Consider the following 15,765-nt stretch of genomic DNA (forward strand, 5'->3'; position numbering starts at 1 on the left):
TTCAGGTTGCACTGCAACATCGTTGCGTAGCATGGCGACCGCGTCCTCATGGAGCGGATGCGCAGAACATCAACACGCATGTATCGGAGCACGCCATGCAAGCCTCCTCGACTTCTTCCAAACGACTTTTCTATAGCGCTATCACGTTCGCCGTGGCGGGTGTTTGCCTGTGGGGCGCGCTGTCCCTGCATGCCAAGGAGCCCAGCGCTCAGGCGGTGGTTGCCCTTCAGCATAAAGATGACCGCATTGTGGTTCCGGACGCCTCGCCGCTGCGCCGATCGCTGGTGGTGACGGCCGCGTCGGAAGATGCCGTTTCTGCGGCGTTTGTGCTGCCGGCCTCGGTGGAGGCCGACCCGGGCAAGCTCGTCAAGGTGTTGCCGCCGCTGTCGGGCCGCATCGTGAGCCTGAACAAGCAATTGGGCGATGAGGTCAAGGCTGGCGACGTGCTGTTCACGCTCGACTCAGCAGATCTGGCCGAGGCGACCAGCACCGCGGCCAAGGCGCAAGCGGCGCTGGTGCTGGCCAAGAAGAACCTGGACCGCCTGCACGAGCTGGACAAATCCGAGATCACGCCCCGGCGCGATCTTGAGCAGGCCCAAAACGACTACGCACAGGCCGTGAGCGAGGCCGAGCGCGCCAACAACAAGCTGGCACAGCTCGGTGCCAAGGGTGGGGCCAAGGTGTCCGGCGGGCACATCCTGTCGGTGCGCTCGCCCATCTCGGGCCGCGTTGTCGACCTCAATGGCGCCACCGGCGGGTACTGGAACGACAGCAATGCGTCGGTGATGACGGTGGCGGATCTGTCCCGCGTGTTCATCACGGCCAACGTGCAGGAGAAGGATCTGTCCAAGGTCTACGTTGGCCAAGCGGCTGCCGTGAAGCTCGATGCCTATGCCGAACCGCTGGCCGCCAAGGTGCGCTACGTGGGCGAAATGCTCGACGCGGACACGCGCACGGTCAAGGTGCGCATGGTGTTCGACAACAAGGACGGTCGCCTGAAGCCCGGCATGTTCGCGCAGGCCACGCTGCAGGGCCAACCGCACACGGGCGTGATCGTGCCGATGTCGGCGCTGGTGCAGTCGGGCTTCAACACGCGCACCTTTGTCGAGGTGGCGCCGTGGCAGTTCCAGGCGCGCGTGGTCAAGACGGGTGCGCAGGTTGGCGACAAGATCGAGATCCTCTCGGGCCTGAAGGCCGGTGAGCGCGTGGTGACCAAGGACGGGGTACTGCTCAATGATTGAACGTCTGGTCACCCTATGCTTTAACCGGCGCGGCATTGTCGTGCTGGTCTTCCTGATGGCCGCGCTGTACGGCTGGTATTCATGGAAGCAGCTGCCGCTTGAAGCCTATCCTGATATTGCCGACACCAGCTCGCAGGTCGTAACGCAGGTCAATGGCCTGGCGGCGGAAGAGGTCGAGCAGCAGATCACCATTCCGCTGGAGCGCGCCATCATGGGCACGCCCGGCATGCACGTGATGCGCTCCAAGAGCACCTTCGGGCTGTCGCTGATCACCGTGGTGTTTCAGGACGGCGCCGAAGACTACTGGTCGCGCCAGCGTCTGCAGGAGAGCATCAACGGTGTCGACTTGCCCTATGGCGCCAAGCCGGGCATGGACCCGCTGACTTCGCCCATTGGCGAGATCTACCGCTACACGCTCGAATCCAAGACGCGTGACTTGCGTGAGTTGTCGGAGCTGCAGTTCTGGAAAGTCATCCCGCGCCTGAAGCAGGTGGCAGGCGTGGTGGATGTCGCCAACTTTGGCGGCCTGACCACACAGTTCATGCTCGAATTCGATCCGGCCAAGATGACCAAGTACAGCGTGTCTCTGAGCCAGATTTCGCAGGCCATCCAGGCCAACAACGCCAACGCGGGCGGCAGCATCATGCAACGCGGGGAGCAGGGCCTAGTGGTGCGCGGCGTCGGCTTGATCCGCAACCTGGAAGACCTCGGCAACGTTGTCGTGAGCCAGAAGGGCGGCGTGCCGGTGCTGATCAAGGACATCGGCCAGGTGGTGCTGGGCAACCACGAGCGCAACGGCATTCTGGGGCGAGACGGCAATCCCGACACCATCCAGGGCATCACGCTGCTGCTGCGTGGCCAGAACCCGTCGGTCGTCATGAAAGGGGTGCATGAGGCCGTGCGCGACCTCAATGAGCACATCCTGCCGAAGGATGTGAAGGTGGTGGCGTATATCGACCGCAGCAAGCTGGTGGAGGCCACCGTCCACACCGTCGGCAAGACCCTGATCGAGGGCATGGTGCTGGTGTCGCTGGTGTTGCTGCTGTTCCTGGGCAGCCCGCGCGCGGCGCTGATCGTGGCGGTGACGATTCCGTTCTCGCTGCTGGCGGCGTTCATCCTGATGCACCACTTCAAGATTCCGGCCAACCTGCTGTCGCTGGGCGCAATCGATTTCGGCATCATCGTCGACGGTGCGATCGTGATGATGGAAAACATCCTGCGCAAGCGAGAAGAAGAGGAAGGGCGCGAACTGGATGGCGCCGACATCATGGCCGCGGCGCGTCAGGTCACGCGACCGATCTTCTTCGGCATGGTGGTCATCATCGTGGCCTACCTGCCGCTGTTTGCCTTCCAGCGCATTGAGTACAAGCTGTTCTCGCCGATGGCGTTTGCAGTGGGGTTTGCGTTGCTTGGCGCGTTGCTGGTGGCGCTGTTGCTGGTGCCCGGTCTGGCGTACTGGGCTTACCGCAAACCGGCCAAAGTGTTCCACAACCCGGTGCTGCAGTGGCTGACGCCGCGTTATGAGGGTTTGCTCAACCGGGTGGTCGGCAAGTCGCGCGCCATGATCGGCCTGGCGGTGGCCACGCTGGCGGGGGTGGTGATCCTGGGCGCGTCCATCGGGCGGGATTTCCTGCCCTATCTGGATGAGGGCTCGATCTGGCTGCAGGTGACGCTGCCGCCCGGCATTTCGCTTGACAAGGCATCGGAGATGGCCGGCAAGCTGCGCGAGGCCGCACGGGAGTTTCCGGAGGTCGAGCACATCGTCACGCAGGTCGGCCGCAATGATGAGGGGACGGACCCGTTCTCGCCGTCTCACATTGAAAGCGCGGTAACGCTGCACCCCTACAGCGAATGGAAGACCGGCCGCGACAAGCAGCAGTTGATCGCCAAGATGGCCGAGCGCTTCCAGCAACTGCCCGGCATTCAGGTGGGCTTTTCGCAGCCGATGATCGATGGCGTGCTCGACAAGCTGGCCGGTGCGCACAGCGATCTGGTGGTCAAGGTGTACGGCAATGACTTTGCGCAGACCCGGCAGCTGACCACGTCGATCGAGCAACTGCTCAAGACCGTGCCCGGCGCGCAGGACGTGATCATCGACCAGGAGCCGCCGTTGCCGCAGGTGCGCATCGACGTGGACCGCGCAGCAGCGGCCCGCCTGGGCATCAACATTGCCGATGTGATGGACCTCATCCAGACCGGCATCGGCGGCAGCCCGGTCACGAAGGTGTTCGTGGAAGACCGCAGCTACGACGTAGCCGCGCGCTTTGTCGGTACCTCGCGCAACAACCCCGAGGCCATCGGCAACCTGACGCTGACCACTGCCAACGGTGCGCATATTGCCCTGGCGCAGATCGCCAAGGTGGGCTTTGCCGAGGGCGAAACCACCATCACGCGCGAGATGAACAAGCGCCACCTGACCGTACGGCTGAACTTGCGCGGGCGCGATCTCGCCTCGTTCCTGGACGAAGCCAAACAGCGCATCGATCAGGAGATCCAGTACGACCACACGCGTAACCAGATCGCGTGGGGCGGCCAGTTTGAGAACCAGCAGCGTGCGCAAGCCCGCCTGGCGCTGATTCTGCCGATGGTGCTGGCGCTGATGTTCGTGCTGCTGTTTGCCGAGTTCAAGAACCTACGCCAGCCGGCGTTGATTCTCTGCGCGGTACCGTTGGCCACGCTGGGTGGGCTGGTGGCGCTGCACCTGCGCGGCATGACGTTGAATGTGTCGTCTGCAGTCGGCTTTATCGCGCTGTTTGGGGTGGCTGTGTTGAACGCCATCATCATGGTCTCGAACCTGAACCGCTGGCGCAAACAGCCCGGCCTGAGCTTGAAGGAAGCCGTGGTGGGCGGGGCGCGCGAGCGCATGCGCCCGGTGCTGATGACGGCCACCGTGGCTGCGCTGGGTTTGATTCCTGCAGCGCTGGCACATGGTCTTGGCAGCGATGTGCAGCGGCCGCTGGCCACTGTGGGTGGTGGGTGGTCTGACGAGCGCAACTGTACTCACGCTGGTGCTGCTGCCCGCGCTGTATTACCTGATTGAAGAACGAGCGGCCCGACGCAAGCGTCCGGAAGGCCCGGTCGCCTATGTTGCAACGGAAGGGGAGTCGTGATGAACCGCATGACACGTATTGCCGCCAGCGTCGTGCTGTTGGTGACTGCCGCGGGTTGTGCCGTGGGGCCGGACTTCAAGCGCCCGGCGGCTCCGGATGTGTCCGGATACACGGCCAATCAGCTGACGACCACCGTAGCAACGCCGACGCAAGACGGACAGTCCCAACGCTTAAACCAAGGGCAGGCCGTTTCGGCAAAGTGGTGGACGCTGTTTGGCTCCGACGCGTTGAACACGCTGGTGGAGGAGGCGCTCAAGGCGAATCCCGACCTGCAATCGGCCAAGGCGGCCCTGCGCGCTGCTCAGGAAAACCTGGCAGCACAGCGGGCCGACTTCTTCCCGACGCTGGATGGTTCGCACAACTCGTCACGCACACGGAATGCCAAGGCGATCGCCAGCCCGCTCAAGTCCAACGCGGATCTCTATTCGCTGCATACGTCGCAGCTGGTGGTGTCCTACATGCCCGACGTGTTCGGCGGGGTCCGGCGGCAGGTGGAGTCGACCGCAGCCCAGACGGAGGCGGTGCGCTTCGAGTATGAGGCCGCTTATCTGACGCTGACTTCCAGCGTGGTCAACGCAGCCATCCAGGAGGCAGCGCTGCGCGCGCAGGTCAAGGCGACACAGGAGGCCGTGAAGGTCGCCAACCAGTTGCTGGAAGCCACCCGCAAGCAACAGCGCGCAGGGCTGCTGGGCGGCGCCGATGTGGCCGCGCAGGAAGCCGCGCTTGCGCAGATGGAGGCCAGCTTGCCCCCACTTGAGAAGCAACTGGCCCAGCAGCGCAACCTCATCACCGTGTTGGCCGGCCGTTACCCCAGCGACGAGATCACGCAGCGGTTCGAGTTGGATGCATTGCATCTGCCGGCTGAACTGCCGCTGAGTCTGCCGTCGCAACTGGTTGAGCAGCGGCCAGACATTCGGGCGGCACAGGCGCAACTGCACGCGGCCAGCGCGGACATTGGCGTGGCGATTGCCGCACGCCTGCCCAGCGTGACCTTGACCGGTAACGTCGGCAGCTCGGAGGAGTTGCTGCGCATGCTGTTCACCAGCGGTACGGGCCTGTGGAACCTCTCGGCTGGCTTGGCGGTGCCGATTTTCCATGGCGGCAGCCTGATGCACCAACAACGTGCGGCAGAGGCCCGGTATGACCAGGCAGCCGCGCAATACCGCAGCACCGTACTGACGGCGTTCCAGAACGTGGCGGATACGCTGCATGCCATCCAGGCTGATGCGCGCTCCCTGCAAAGTGCACATAAGGCCGAGTTGGCCGCCCGCAAAAGCCTGAACATGGCGCAGCGCCAGCTGGCCGCCGGCATGGTCGGCTCGCCGGCCGTATTGCAGGCGGAGCAGGCGTATCAGCAGGCCCTGGTGAGCGTGGCGCAAGCCCGCGCGGACCGGTTTGCCGACTCGGTAGCACTGTTGCAGGCGCTGGGCGGTGGCTGGTGGGCGCGTGACGAGCAAGCCGCAGGCAGCAGCTAAGCCACGCTATCAAGAGAGAAGCGAGCGATCCTCACCCTGCGAGCGGGCGACCCTCGCAGGGTGTTTTTTCTGGAGAGGCATCGTGCCGGTCTCTCTTATGCAAAAAACGATGAACAATCCCTGAAACCATTCGTTCCCCGTACAAGGCCCGCTCGGTAGTCTTGCTTCTATCCAAATCCATAAGACGTAAGAAACGGAGCCAGCAAGATGATTCGCAAGTTTGTCTTCAACGCCATCGCGGCTGCCATTGTGGCGGGGGGATCCGTCGGTGCGCACGCGGCAACGACGCTGCTGAACGTGTCGTATGACCCAACGCGCGAACTGTACAAAGAGATCAACACCGAATTCGCCAAGAAGTGGAAGGCCGAAACGGGTGAGGACATCACCCTGCGTGCCTCGCACGGCGGTTCGGGCAAGCAGGCCCGCTCGGTCATCGACGGGCTGGAAGCCGACGTGGTGACGCTGGCCCTCGGCTACGACATCGACGCCATTGCGGAGAAGGGCCTGACGGCCAAGGATTGGCAGAAGCGCCTGCCGAACAACGCCTCGCCGTACACGTCCACCATCGTGTTCCTGGTGCGCAAGGGCAACCCGAAGGGCATCAAGGACTGGAACGACCTGGTCAAGCCGGGCATTGCCGTCATCACGCCCAACCCGAAGACCTCGGGCGGTGCACGCTGGAACTATCTGGCCGCCTGGGCCTATGCGCTCAAGCAGCCGGGCGGCTCGGACGCAACGGCCAAGGACTTTGTGCAGAAGCTCTACAAGAACGTGCCGGTGCTGGATTCGGGCGCGCGCGGTGCGACCACCACGTTCACGGAACGCGGGATTGGCGATGTGCTGATCGCATGGGAAGACGAGGCGCTGCTGGCTGCGCGCGTGGAAGGCAAGGACAAGTTTGACGTGGTGGTGCCGTCGATTTCCATCCTGGCCGAGCCGCCGGTGGCGGTGGTGGACAAGGTGGCCGACAAGAAGGGCACGCGCAAGGCTGCGGAGGCGTACCTCAAGTTCCTGTACACGCCGCAAGGGCAGGAGATTGGCGCGAAGAATTTCTATCGCCCGACCGACCCGGCCGTGGCCAAGAAGCATGAGAGCGAATTCCCGAAGGTGAAGCTGGTGACCATCGACGACACGTTCGGCGGCTGGCAGAAGGCGCAGAAAACGCACTTTGCCGATGGCGGTCAGTTTGATCAGCTCTATCAACCGGGCAAGTAAGCCCAAGCAACCAACAGGTGTGTCCGCATCATGAGCATCCTGACCATCTCCGGCAGCCCTTCGGCGCAATCGAAGTCCGCGCGCCTGCTGGGCCATGTACGTGCGCAGCTCGAACGCGCCGGTGAGACAGCGGACCACCTGGACCTGCGCAGCCTGCCAGCCGATGCGCTGCTGGGCGCGCAGGTGTCCGACCCCGCCATCGCCAATGCGGTGGCGCGGGTGGAAGCGGCTGGGGTGGTGATTCTCGCCACGCCGGTCTACAAGGCGGCTTACAGCGGCCTGCTCAAAACGTTTCTCGATCTGCTGCCGCAGAGCGGGCTGCGCGACAAGGTCGTGCTGCCGATTGCCACCGGCGGCAGCCTCGCCCACACGCTGGCGATCGACTATGCGCTGCGCCCGGTGCTGACGGCACTGGCGGCACGCTCGATCCTGCCCGGCATCTTTGCGGTCGATTCGCAGATCGTGGTGGGAGACGATGGCCTCACGGTGGAGCCATCGCTGCAACAGCGTCTCGATGACGGTGTGGAGCGCGTGCACCAGGCGCTTGCGCTGGCCCGGCACCCCGCCGTCGCGCAGATGATCGTCTCCAGCCGCAGTGCGGTACGTGCCACGTTCCAGACTGCTGGCGCAGAACGAATGCGATGTCTGGCTTGATGCCACAGCGGGTGCGCTAAGCGCACCGCTTGCATCGCCGACGCGTCCCCGACGCTTTCTCGTTGTTGTCATGCCGCGCAGCGCCTGCGCGCGGATCGTGCCGCCCTTACATCCCGGATCGACTGAATCATGAAAGCCCACTCGCCCCTGCGCAGGACCCTGACCATCGCCGCCACGCTGCTCGCCACGTTGGGTGCACCGGCCGCGTTTGCCAATAGCGATACGCCGCCCCCAACCGCTGCAAAGCAGCTCCGCATCGGCTATCAGAAATACGGCACGCTGACCGTGCTCAAGGCACGCGGCACGCTGGAAAAGCGCCTCGCTTCGCAAGGCATTGAAGTGAAGTGGACGGAGTTTCCGGCTGGCCCGCAGTTGCTTGAAGGCCTGAACGTGGGGGCTATCGACTTCGGCACCACGGGCGAAGCGCCGCCGATCTTCGCGCTGGCTGCTGGCGCGCACCTCGTCTACGTGGGCAACCAGCCGCCCGCACCGGCTGGCGAGGCGATCATCGTGCCGAAGAATTCGCCGCTGAAGACCGTGGCCGACCTGAAAGGCAAGCGCGTTGCCTTCAACAAGGGCTCGAACGTGCACTACCTGCTGGTCAAGCTGCTGGAGAAGGCCAATGTGCCTTACAGCGACATCCAGCCCGTCTACCTGACCCCCGCCGATGCACGTGCCGCCTTCGAGCGCGGCGCCATTGATGCCTGGGTGATCTGGGACCCGTTCTTTGCGGCTGCCGAACAGCAACTCGGCGCACGTGTGCTGGCCGACGGTACGGGCGTCGTCAACAACTCGCAGTACTTCCTGGCGTCGAAGGGCTATGCGGCTGCGCGGCCCGATGTGCTGAACATCGTGCTCGATGAGCTGAAGAAGGCCGACACGTGGGCGGCTGCCAATCCGAAGGACGTGACGATCATTCTCGGTCCGCAACTGGGTCTGGAGCCAGCAGTGGTGACCCGTTCGGTCTCGCGCATTGTTTACGGCATCCAGCCGGTCAGTGCGGAAGCCCTGGCTGATCAGCAACGCATTGCCGACACGTTCCACGCGCTCAAGCTGATCCCGCGCCCGGTGAAGGTAGCGGATTCCGCCTGGAATCCGAACGCGCAACCGACCACGCAACAAGCGGCTCGCTGATCGCCATGACCATTGATATTCAACGCCGCCGTTTGCTGACGGCCTCGGCCGCCGGGGCATCGCTGGCGGCGCTGGGCTCCGTCGCGCATGCCGCGAACGCTGCCGGCGCCCCTGCCAACCTGCCGAAGATCACACCGCCCGCGCAACTGCGCATTGGCTTTCAGAAGAGCGCGGTCAACCTCGTCATCGTCAAGGAGAACCGCGCGCTGGAGCAGCGCTTTCCGGGCACGAAGGTGAGTTGGCTGGAGTTTCCGGCCGGGCCGCAGCAACTGGAGGCGTTGTCCGCAGGCAGCCTGGATCTGGCGATTACCGGCGATACGCCGCCCGTGTTTGCGCAGGCGGCTGGCAAGGACTTGCGCTACGTGGGCGTGGAGCCGCCCAAGCCGGACAGCTCGGCCATCCTCGTGCAGCAGGACTCGTCGCTCAAGACGCTGGCCGACTTGAAGGGCAAGCGCGTGGCGCTGCAAAAAGGTTCGAGCGCGCATTTCCTGATCGTGCGCGGCCTGCAGAAGGGCGGCCTGACCTTTGCCGACATCCAGCCCGTGTACCTGACGCCCGCCGATGCGCGAGCCGCCTTCGAGCGTGGCGCCGTAGACGCCTGGGGCATCTGGGATCCGTACTACGCCGCCACCGAGTTGGCGATCAAGCCGCGCGTGCTGGCGACTGGCCGCACGCTGTCGTCCAACAACTCGTTCTACTTCGCACCGACCGCGTTCACCGAGAAGCATGGCGACACCATCGCCGCGATCTTCGCCGAGCTCTCGCGTGCAGACCGGCTGGTGCAGGAAAACCGCAAGGAAGCGGCGCAGCGCATTGCGGATTTCTCCGGCCTGTCGCTGGCGACGGTGCATCTGTTCCTGTCGCGCCGGCCGCCATCACCGGTGCGCCCGGTCACGCCCGAGGCGATTGCCGAGCAGCAGCGCGTGGCCGATGCCTTCCACGGGCTCGGGCTGATTCCGCGCGCGGTCAAGCCGGTGGACATCGTGTGGCATCCGACGCTGGCGCAATTGGCCATCGCTCGGGCTTGAGTTGATCTGAGAACAACACAATCCAAGGAAACCATCATGCAAGTCTTCTGGTTCATCCCCACCCACGGCGACAGCCGCTACCTCGGTACTGCCGAAGGTGCGCGCCAGGTCGATCACACCTATCTGCAGCAGGTGGCCGTGGCGGCCGACACGCTCGGCTACGAGGGCGTGCTGATCCCCACCGGCCGCTCGTGCGAAGACCCGTGGATCGTCGCCGCCAGCCTGATTCCGGTGACGAAGCGCCTGCGCTTTCTGGTGGCCGTGCGCCCCGGGCTGATGGCACCGACGCTGGCTGCTCGCATGGCCGCTACGTACGACCGCCTCTCGCAAGGTCGCCTGCTGGTGAATCTTGTGACGGGTGGTGACCCGGCTGAGCTGGAGGGCGATGGTCTGTTCCTCAATCATGCGGAGCGTTACGAAGCCTCGGAAGAATTCATCCGCATCTGGCGCGAGACGCTGGCGGCCAGCCACGAAGGCGCGGCACTCGACTACACCGGCAAGCACCTGAGCGTGAAGGGCGCGAAGGTGCTGTACCCGCCCGTGCAGAAGCCGCATCCGCCGGTGTACTTTGGCGGCTCGTCGGAAGCCGCGCATGAGCTGGCGGCCGAGCAGGTCGACACCTATCTCACCTGGGGCGAGCCGCCTGCCGCCGTGGCCGAGAAGCTGGCCGACGTGCGCAAGCGTGCCGCCAAACATGGCCGCAAGGTGCGCTTCGGCATCCGCCTGCACGTGATCGTGCGTGAGACGGACGAGGAAGCGTGGGCCGCCGCCGACAAGCTCATCAGCAAGCTGGATGACGACACCGTTGCCCGCGCGCAAGAGGCGTTCCGCAAGATGGATTCCGCCGGCCAGCAGCGCATGGCGGCCCTGCACGCAGGCGGTGCCAAGCGCAGCCGTGCAGATCTGGAAATCAGCCCGAACCTGTGGGCCGGCGTGGGCCTGGTACGTGGTGGTGCAGGCACGGCACTGGTGGGCGATCCGCAAACGGTGGCCGCACGCATCAAGGAATACGCCGATCTGGGCATCGATACGTTCATCTTCTCGGGCTATCCGCACCTGGAAGAGGCGTACCGCTTTGCTGAGCTGGTGTTCCCGCTGCTGCCGCGCTCGGTGCGTGAAAAGTTGCCGGGCAACGTGCTCAACGGGCCGTTTGGCGAGGTGATTGCCACCGGCATCGTGCCGCGCGTGGCGGCAAGCTGAAGGGGCAGGCGCATGGCATCAAAACAGAACACCTTCCTGCGTGCGGCGCGCCAGCGTCTGACGCCGTGGATCGTGCCGCTGGTGCTGCTGGTGCTGTGGCAGGCGTCGGCGCAATGGGGCTGGCTGTCGAACCGCATCTTGCCGGCCCCGCTGGATGTGGCGAAATCCGCCATCGCCCTGGCGCGCTCGGGTGAGCTGTGGACGCACGTGGCGGTGAGCACGTGGCGCGCGCTGCTGGGCTTTGCGATTGGCGGCTCGCTCGGGTTGGCGCTGGGGCTGCTGACCGGTACCTTCCGCACCGCGGAGACACTGCTCGACACCACGCTGCAGATGATCCGCAACATCCCGGTGCTGGCGCTGATTCCGCTGGTGATTCTGTGGTTCGGTATTGATGAATCGGCGAAGTTGTTTCTGGTGTCGCTGGGCGTGTTCTTCCCGATCTACTTGAACACGTATCACGGCATCCGCTCGGTCGATCCGGCGCTGGTGGAGATGGCGCGCAGCTATGGTCTGTCGCGTGCGCAGTTGTATCGCGAGGTGATCCTGCCCGGTGCGTTGCCGCAGATCCTGGTGGGCGTGCGGTTCTCGCTGGGGCTGATGTGGGTGACGTTGATCGTGGCGGAGACGGTGTCCGCCCAGGCCGGCATCGGCTACATGACGATGAATGCGCGCGAGTTCCTGCAGACCGACGTGGTGCTGCTGGGCATCCTGCTGTACGCGTTGCTGGGCAAGCTGGCTGATCTGCTGTCGCGTGCGCTGGAGCGCTTCTGGCTGCGCTGGCACCCCGGCTATCAAGCGGCAGCCTGAGCTGAATTGGAGAAACCCATGCAAAGCAACGCGACCGAACAGGCTGAACTGGAGCGTGTGGAACATCGCGGCACAGCGCTGCACATCGAACAGGTCGTCAAACGCTATGGCGACCGCGAAGTGCTGCACGGCATCGATCTGGAAATCACGCCGGGCGAGTTTGTCGTCATCGTTGGACGCAGCGGCTGCGGCAAGAGCACGCTGCTGCGGCTGATTGCCGGGCTGGAAAGCATTGACGATGGTCACCTGCGCCGCGACGGCGACACCGAAGACGGCCTGCTCGACGATGCCCGCGTGATGTTCCAGGATGCGCGCCTGCTGCCGTGGAAGAAGGTGCTCGATAACGTCGCGCTCGGCCTGCCGAAAGTACAGCGCGCGCAGGCCGCTGAAGTGCTCGCACAAGTGGGCCTGGCCGAGCGTGCGGGTGAGTGGCCGGCGCGTCTGTCGGGCGGGCAACGCCAGCGTGTGGCACTGGCGCGGGCACTGGTACACCGCCCACGCCTGCTGCTGCTGGACGAGCCGCTGGGTGCGCTCGATGCGCTCACCCGCATCGACATGCAGAACCTGATCGAGGGGCTGTGGCAGCGCCTTGGTTTTACCGCCGTGCTGGTCACGCACGACGTGGCCGAAGCCGTGGCGCTGGCAGACCGCGTTGTGCTGATCGAAGACGGCCGCATCACACTGGATGAGCGCATCGATCTGCCGCGCCCGCGCCACCGGGGTTCGCCCGCGTTTGCACGGCTGGAGGAGGCCATCCTCAACCGCGTGATGCAGCGCAAGATCGATCCGAATGCAGTAACCGATGTGCGCTCGCACACGGCGTGGACATCACCCCTGGACGTGCCGGCCACGGCCGTGCGCTGGGCGGTGTAAGACGCCGCAAACCTTTCTCCTGAAAACATTCATTGGCACGTAGTGTCGTTGTCATCTAAGAAGGAACATCATGAGCATCCAAGCGATTAACGTACGCAACCAGTTTCGCGGGCAGATCAAAGAGATCATCCGAGGCGATGTGCTCTCGGAGATCGACGTGGAGACCCCCGCCGGCATCGTCACTTCGGTCATCACCACCCGCTCGGTCGACAGCCTTGGCCTCAAGATCGGCAGTGAAGTGGTTGCGCTGGTGAAGGCGACGGAAGTCTCGATCGCCAAGCTGTAAGGACGGGGAGGAGACGGCGACCTAGTAGGAACATCCAGGAGCCCCATCCCATGAGTCTCATGCACACCACTGCACTCGCACAATTTCTCGGCACCCTGCCGAATGCCCCGACGCCGGACCGCCAACTGTGGCGCGACGCCAGCGGCCGCGTGCAGGGCCAGTTCTTCCACAGCTCGCTCACCAGCCTGTTTGAACCGGTCTGGCAGCTTGCCGCTGACGGCACGCTGGCGCTCGCCGGCCACGAAGCGCTCATGCGCACGTGGACGCGCGACGGCGATCTGGGCCTGAACCCGTGGAAGCTGTTCTCGCTGGCGTCGGACGACAGCACGCTGGTGGAACTCGATCGCCTGTGCCGGCTGGTGCATACGCTCAACTACTTTGCCCGTACCGATGCTCGGCGGCTGGTCGTCAACGTGCACGGCCGCTTGCTGGCGGCGGTGGCGGCCGACCACGGCAAGGCGTTCCACCGCGCGGTGGTGGCGCTGGGGCTGTCGCCGGAGCAGTTCGTCATCCAGGTGCCGTCCACGGCCAATGACGATCTGGGTCTGCTGCTGTTCGTGGTGGACAACTACCGGCGCAACGGCTTTGCCGTGGCGGTGCAGGCATCGGACCCGGCCGAAGCAGGGGCATTGCTGGTGCACGCCAAGCCCGCGTATCTGAAGCTCGATGCGCGCCGCGATTGGGTGACGCGGCACGTGGTGTCGCTGGCGGATTCGGCACGTGAGCTGGGTGTCACGCTGACCCTGCGCCGTTGCGAGCGCCTCAGTGATCTGGAGCTGGCGCGTGCGGCCGGTATCACCCACGTGCAGGGCAGCATATTGCCCGGCGCGGAGCCCGAGCCGGAACCTGTGGCGGCAGCCGAACCCTTGGTGGTGGTGTCACCGACGCGTGCCCCGATGGCGCAGGCGCCGTTACTGCCGCAGCAATGCGCCGGTATTTCTCTGATTGAATAGCCGCCTCGCCGGTCACCCGGCAAGCGGCCCCGAGGATGCATTCATGGCACGCAGTGCATTGGCAACTTCGCCCGAACCTTCACCGGACAAACGCGCGACACGCGCTTGGCACTGGCCGGCCGATGTGGCAATCGTCACGGTGCCCGGTCTGCATGGCAGCGGCCCCGGACACTGGCAGACGCGCTGGGAGGCGCGATTTCCAGAATGGCGCCGGGTCGAACAGACGGATTGGTCGACGCCCGAGCTGCCGCGCTGGTCGGCGCGCGTGGGTGAAACGGTGCGCGCTGCGTTGGCCGAGCGTGCTGCGTCTCGCCAGAAGCGCCGGGTGATTCTTGTTGCGCACAGCTTCGGCTGCCTGGCGTCGATTCATTGGGCCACCCAGGCGCACGAGGCACGAGAGGCGCGCGATTCGGTCGCGGGCATCCTGCTCGTCGCACCGGCTGATCCGGACAAATTTGGTGTGCGCGATCTGCTGCCGCAGCGCACCTTGCCGTTTCCCGCCGTGCTCGTCGCCAGCCGCAACGACCCGTGGATGCCGCACTGCTACGCGGTCGACTGGGGCTCCCGCTGGGGTGTCGAGTTGGTCGATGCCGGGGAGGCCGGTCACATCAACGCGGATTCCAACCTGGGCGAATGGGACGCCGGCCTTGCGCTGCTCGATCGCCTGATCGGCCGGGCAAGTGCACAAGACACCACCCGCGACGGCGCAGACTGGCAAGCCCAATGGGATGTCTTACCAAGCACCCCTTATATCTAAAACGATGATGCACATGCGCAAATATTCGTTTTCGTCATAAGAACTGTTCGCCACAATTGGTTCATCTGCAAATCGGTCGCAGTACTTTTTGCTCTGCGGCCATTTTTATCGGTTGCGCTGATGAGCCTGTCCTCTGCGTTGTCCCCTTCCAAGCGGCGTAAGCCTGCCAACGTGCTCCCGGGTTTTGGGTTGGCGCTGGGCTTTTCGCTGCTGTATCTCGCGCTGATCGTTCTGATCCCGCTGTCGGCGACTGTCCTCAAGACGTTCACGATGACGTGGGATGCGTTCTGGACCACGGTCACCGCGCCGCGTGTGGTGGCGTCGTACAAGCTGACCTTCGGCGCGTCGTTGATTGCGGCGGTGGTCAACCTGGTGTTCGGGTTGATCCTGGCGTGGGTGCTCGTGCGCTACCGCTTTCCGGGCAAGCGCGTGATTGATGCCCTGGTCGACCTGCCGTTTGCGCTGCCGACCGCGGTGGCGGGCATTGCGCTCACTGCGCTGTATGCGCCGAATGGTTGGATTGGCTCTCGCCTGGAGCCGCTCGGGCTGAAGGTCGCGTTCACGCCGCTGGGCATTGTGGTTGCACTCACCTTTATCGGCCTGCCGTTTGTCGTGCGCACGGTGCAGCCGGTGCTGGAAGACTTGGAAACCGAGCTGGAAGAAGCTGCCGCCAGCCTGGGTGCCACGCGCTGGCAGACCTTTACGCGGGTGATCCTGCCGACTTTGCTGCCCGCACTGTTGACCGGTTTTGCGCTGGCCTTTGCCCGCGCCACAGGGGAATACGGCTCGGTCATCTTCATCGCCGGCAACATGCCGATGATCTCCGAGATCACGCCGCTGATGATCTATTCCAAGCTCGAACAGTTCGACTACGCAGGCGCTACGGCCATCGCCGTCGTTATGCTCGGTATCTCGTTCACGCTGCTGCTGGTGATCAACCTGCTGCAGGCCTGGACGCGCCGCCGCGGCAATCGCAATGACACCATCGAGCGTGCCCCCGAAACCTTGACCGCCAACGCGGCAGGAGCCTGA

13 protein-coding genes and 1 pseudogene are annotated in these 15,765 nt (G+C 64.6%); all 14 read left to right on the plus strand.

The genetic code is table 11. The features are described 5' to 3' along the window. The first annotated feature begins 95 nt into the window (after positions 1 to 95). The 14 genes and pseudogenes from C404_RS39565 (at position 96) to cysT (ending at position 15,765) form a co-directional block, all read left to right on the plus strand. Complete coding sequence (locus tag C404_RS39565; RefSeq protein ID WP_021194305.1) at positions 96 to 1,241, plus strand: efflux RND transporter periplasmic adaptor subunit; 1,146 nt, start codon at positions 96 to 98, stop codon at positions 1,239 to 1,241. Continuing rightward, positions 1,234 to 4,351 (plus strand): annotated as a pseudogene (locus tag C404_RS39570) (efflux RND transporter permease subunit). Before C404_RS39565 ends, C404_RS39570 begins: the two are co-directional and overlap by 8 nt. Next, a complete protein-coding gene (locus tag C404_RS39575) occupies positions 4,351 to 5,826 on the plus strand; it encodes an efflux transporter outer membrane subunit (protein WP_021194306.1) in 1,476 nt (491 codons plus the stop codon). The pseudogene C404_RS39570 and the gene C404_RS39575 overlap by 1 nt, the downstream one beginning before the upstream one ends. Positions 5,827 to 6,033: 207 nt before the next feature. Continuing rightward, positions 6,034 to 7,041, plus strand: coding sequence for a sulfate ABC transporter substrate-binding protein (locus C404_RS39580; protein WP_021194307.1), 1,008 nt, complete (start codon positions 6,034 to 6,036; stop codon positions 7,039 to 7,041). Between the two features lie 30 nt (positions 7,042 to 7,071). Then, a complete protein-coding gene (ssuE, locus tag C404_RS39585) occupies positions 7,072 to 7,695 on the plus strand; it encodes an NADPH-dependent FMN reductase (RefSeq protein ID WP_021194308.1) in 624 nt (207 codons plus the stop codon). 129 nt (positions 7,696 to 7,824) lie between these two features. Next, positions 7,825 to 8,829: a sulfonate ABC transporter substrate-binding protein gene (locus tag C404_RS39590; RefSeq protein ID WP_021194309.1), complete on the plus strand. Its 1,005-nt coding sequence runs from the start codon at positions 7,825 to 7,827 to the stop codon at positions 8,827 to 8,829. Between the two features lie 5 nt (positions 8,830 to 8,834). After that, positions 8,835 to 9,857: a sulfonate ABC transporter substrate-binding protein gene (locus C404_RS39595; RefSeq protein WP_021194310.1), complete on the plus strand. Its 1,023-nt coding sequence runs from the start codon at positions 8,835 to 8,837 to the stop codon at positions 9,855 to 9,857. A 36-nt stretch (positions 9,858 to 9,893) separates the two neighbouring features. Further along, entirely contained in the window at positions 9,894 to 11,057 is a 1,164-nt protein-coding gene (gene ssuD, locus C404_RS39600; RefSeq protein WP_021194311.1) for an FMNH2-dependent alkanesulfonate monooxygenase, read from the plus strand. A gap of 12 nt (positions 11,058 to 11,069) precedes the next feature. Then, complete coding sequence (gene ssuC / locus C404_RS39605; protein ID WP_021194312.1) at positions 11,070 to 11,864, plus strand: aliphatic sulfonate ABC transporter permease SsuC; 795 nt, start codon at positions 11,070 to 11,072, stop codon at positions 11,862 to 11,864. 18 nt (positions 11,865 to 11,882) lie between these two features. Beyond that, positions 11,883 to 12,737: an ATP-binding cassette domain-containing protein gene (locus C404_RS39610; protein WP_021194313.1), complete on the plus strand. Its 855-nt coding sequence runs from the start codon at positions 11,883 to 11,885 to the stop codon at positions 12,735 to 12,737. Between the two features lie 70 nt (positions 12,738 to 12,807). Further along, complete coding sequence (locus C404_RS39615; RefSeq protein ID WP_004626558.1) at positions 12,808 to 13,023, plus strand: TOBE domain-containing protein; 216 nt, start codon at positions 12,808 to 12,810, stop codon at positions 13,021 to 13,023. Between the two features lie 50 nt (positions 13,024 to 13,073). After that, positions 13,074 to 13,976 (plus strand): EAL domain-containing protein, encoded by a 903-nt coding sequence (locus C404_RS39620; protein WP_021194314.1) that lies wholly within the window; start codon positions 13,074 to 13,076, stop codon positions 13,974 to 13,976. 43 nt (positions 13,977 to 14,019) lie between these two features. Continuing rightward, complete coding sequence (locus C404_RS39625; RefSeq protein WP_021194315.1) at positions 14,020 to 14,733, plus strand: RBBP9/YdeN family alpha/beta hydrolase; 714 nt, start codon at positions 14,020 to 14,022, stop codon at positions 14,731 to 14,733. 120 nt (positions 14,734 to 14,853) lie between these two features. Continuing rightward, complete coding sequence (gene cysT / locus C404_RS39630; protein ID WP_021194316.1) at positions 14,854 to 15,765, plus strand: sulfate ABC transporter permease subunit CysT; 912 nt, start codon at positions 14,854 to 14,856, stop codon at positions 15,763 to 15,765.

Source organism: Ralstonia sp. AU12-08 (assembly GCF_000442475.1).
In the GTDB taxonomy this organism is placed as follows: domain Bacteria; phylum Pseudomonadota; class Gammaproteobacteria; order Burkholderiales; family Burkholderiaceae; genus Ralstonia; species Ralstonia insidiosa.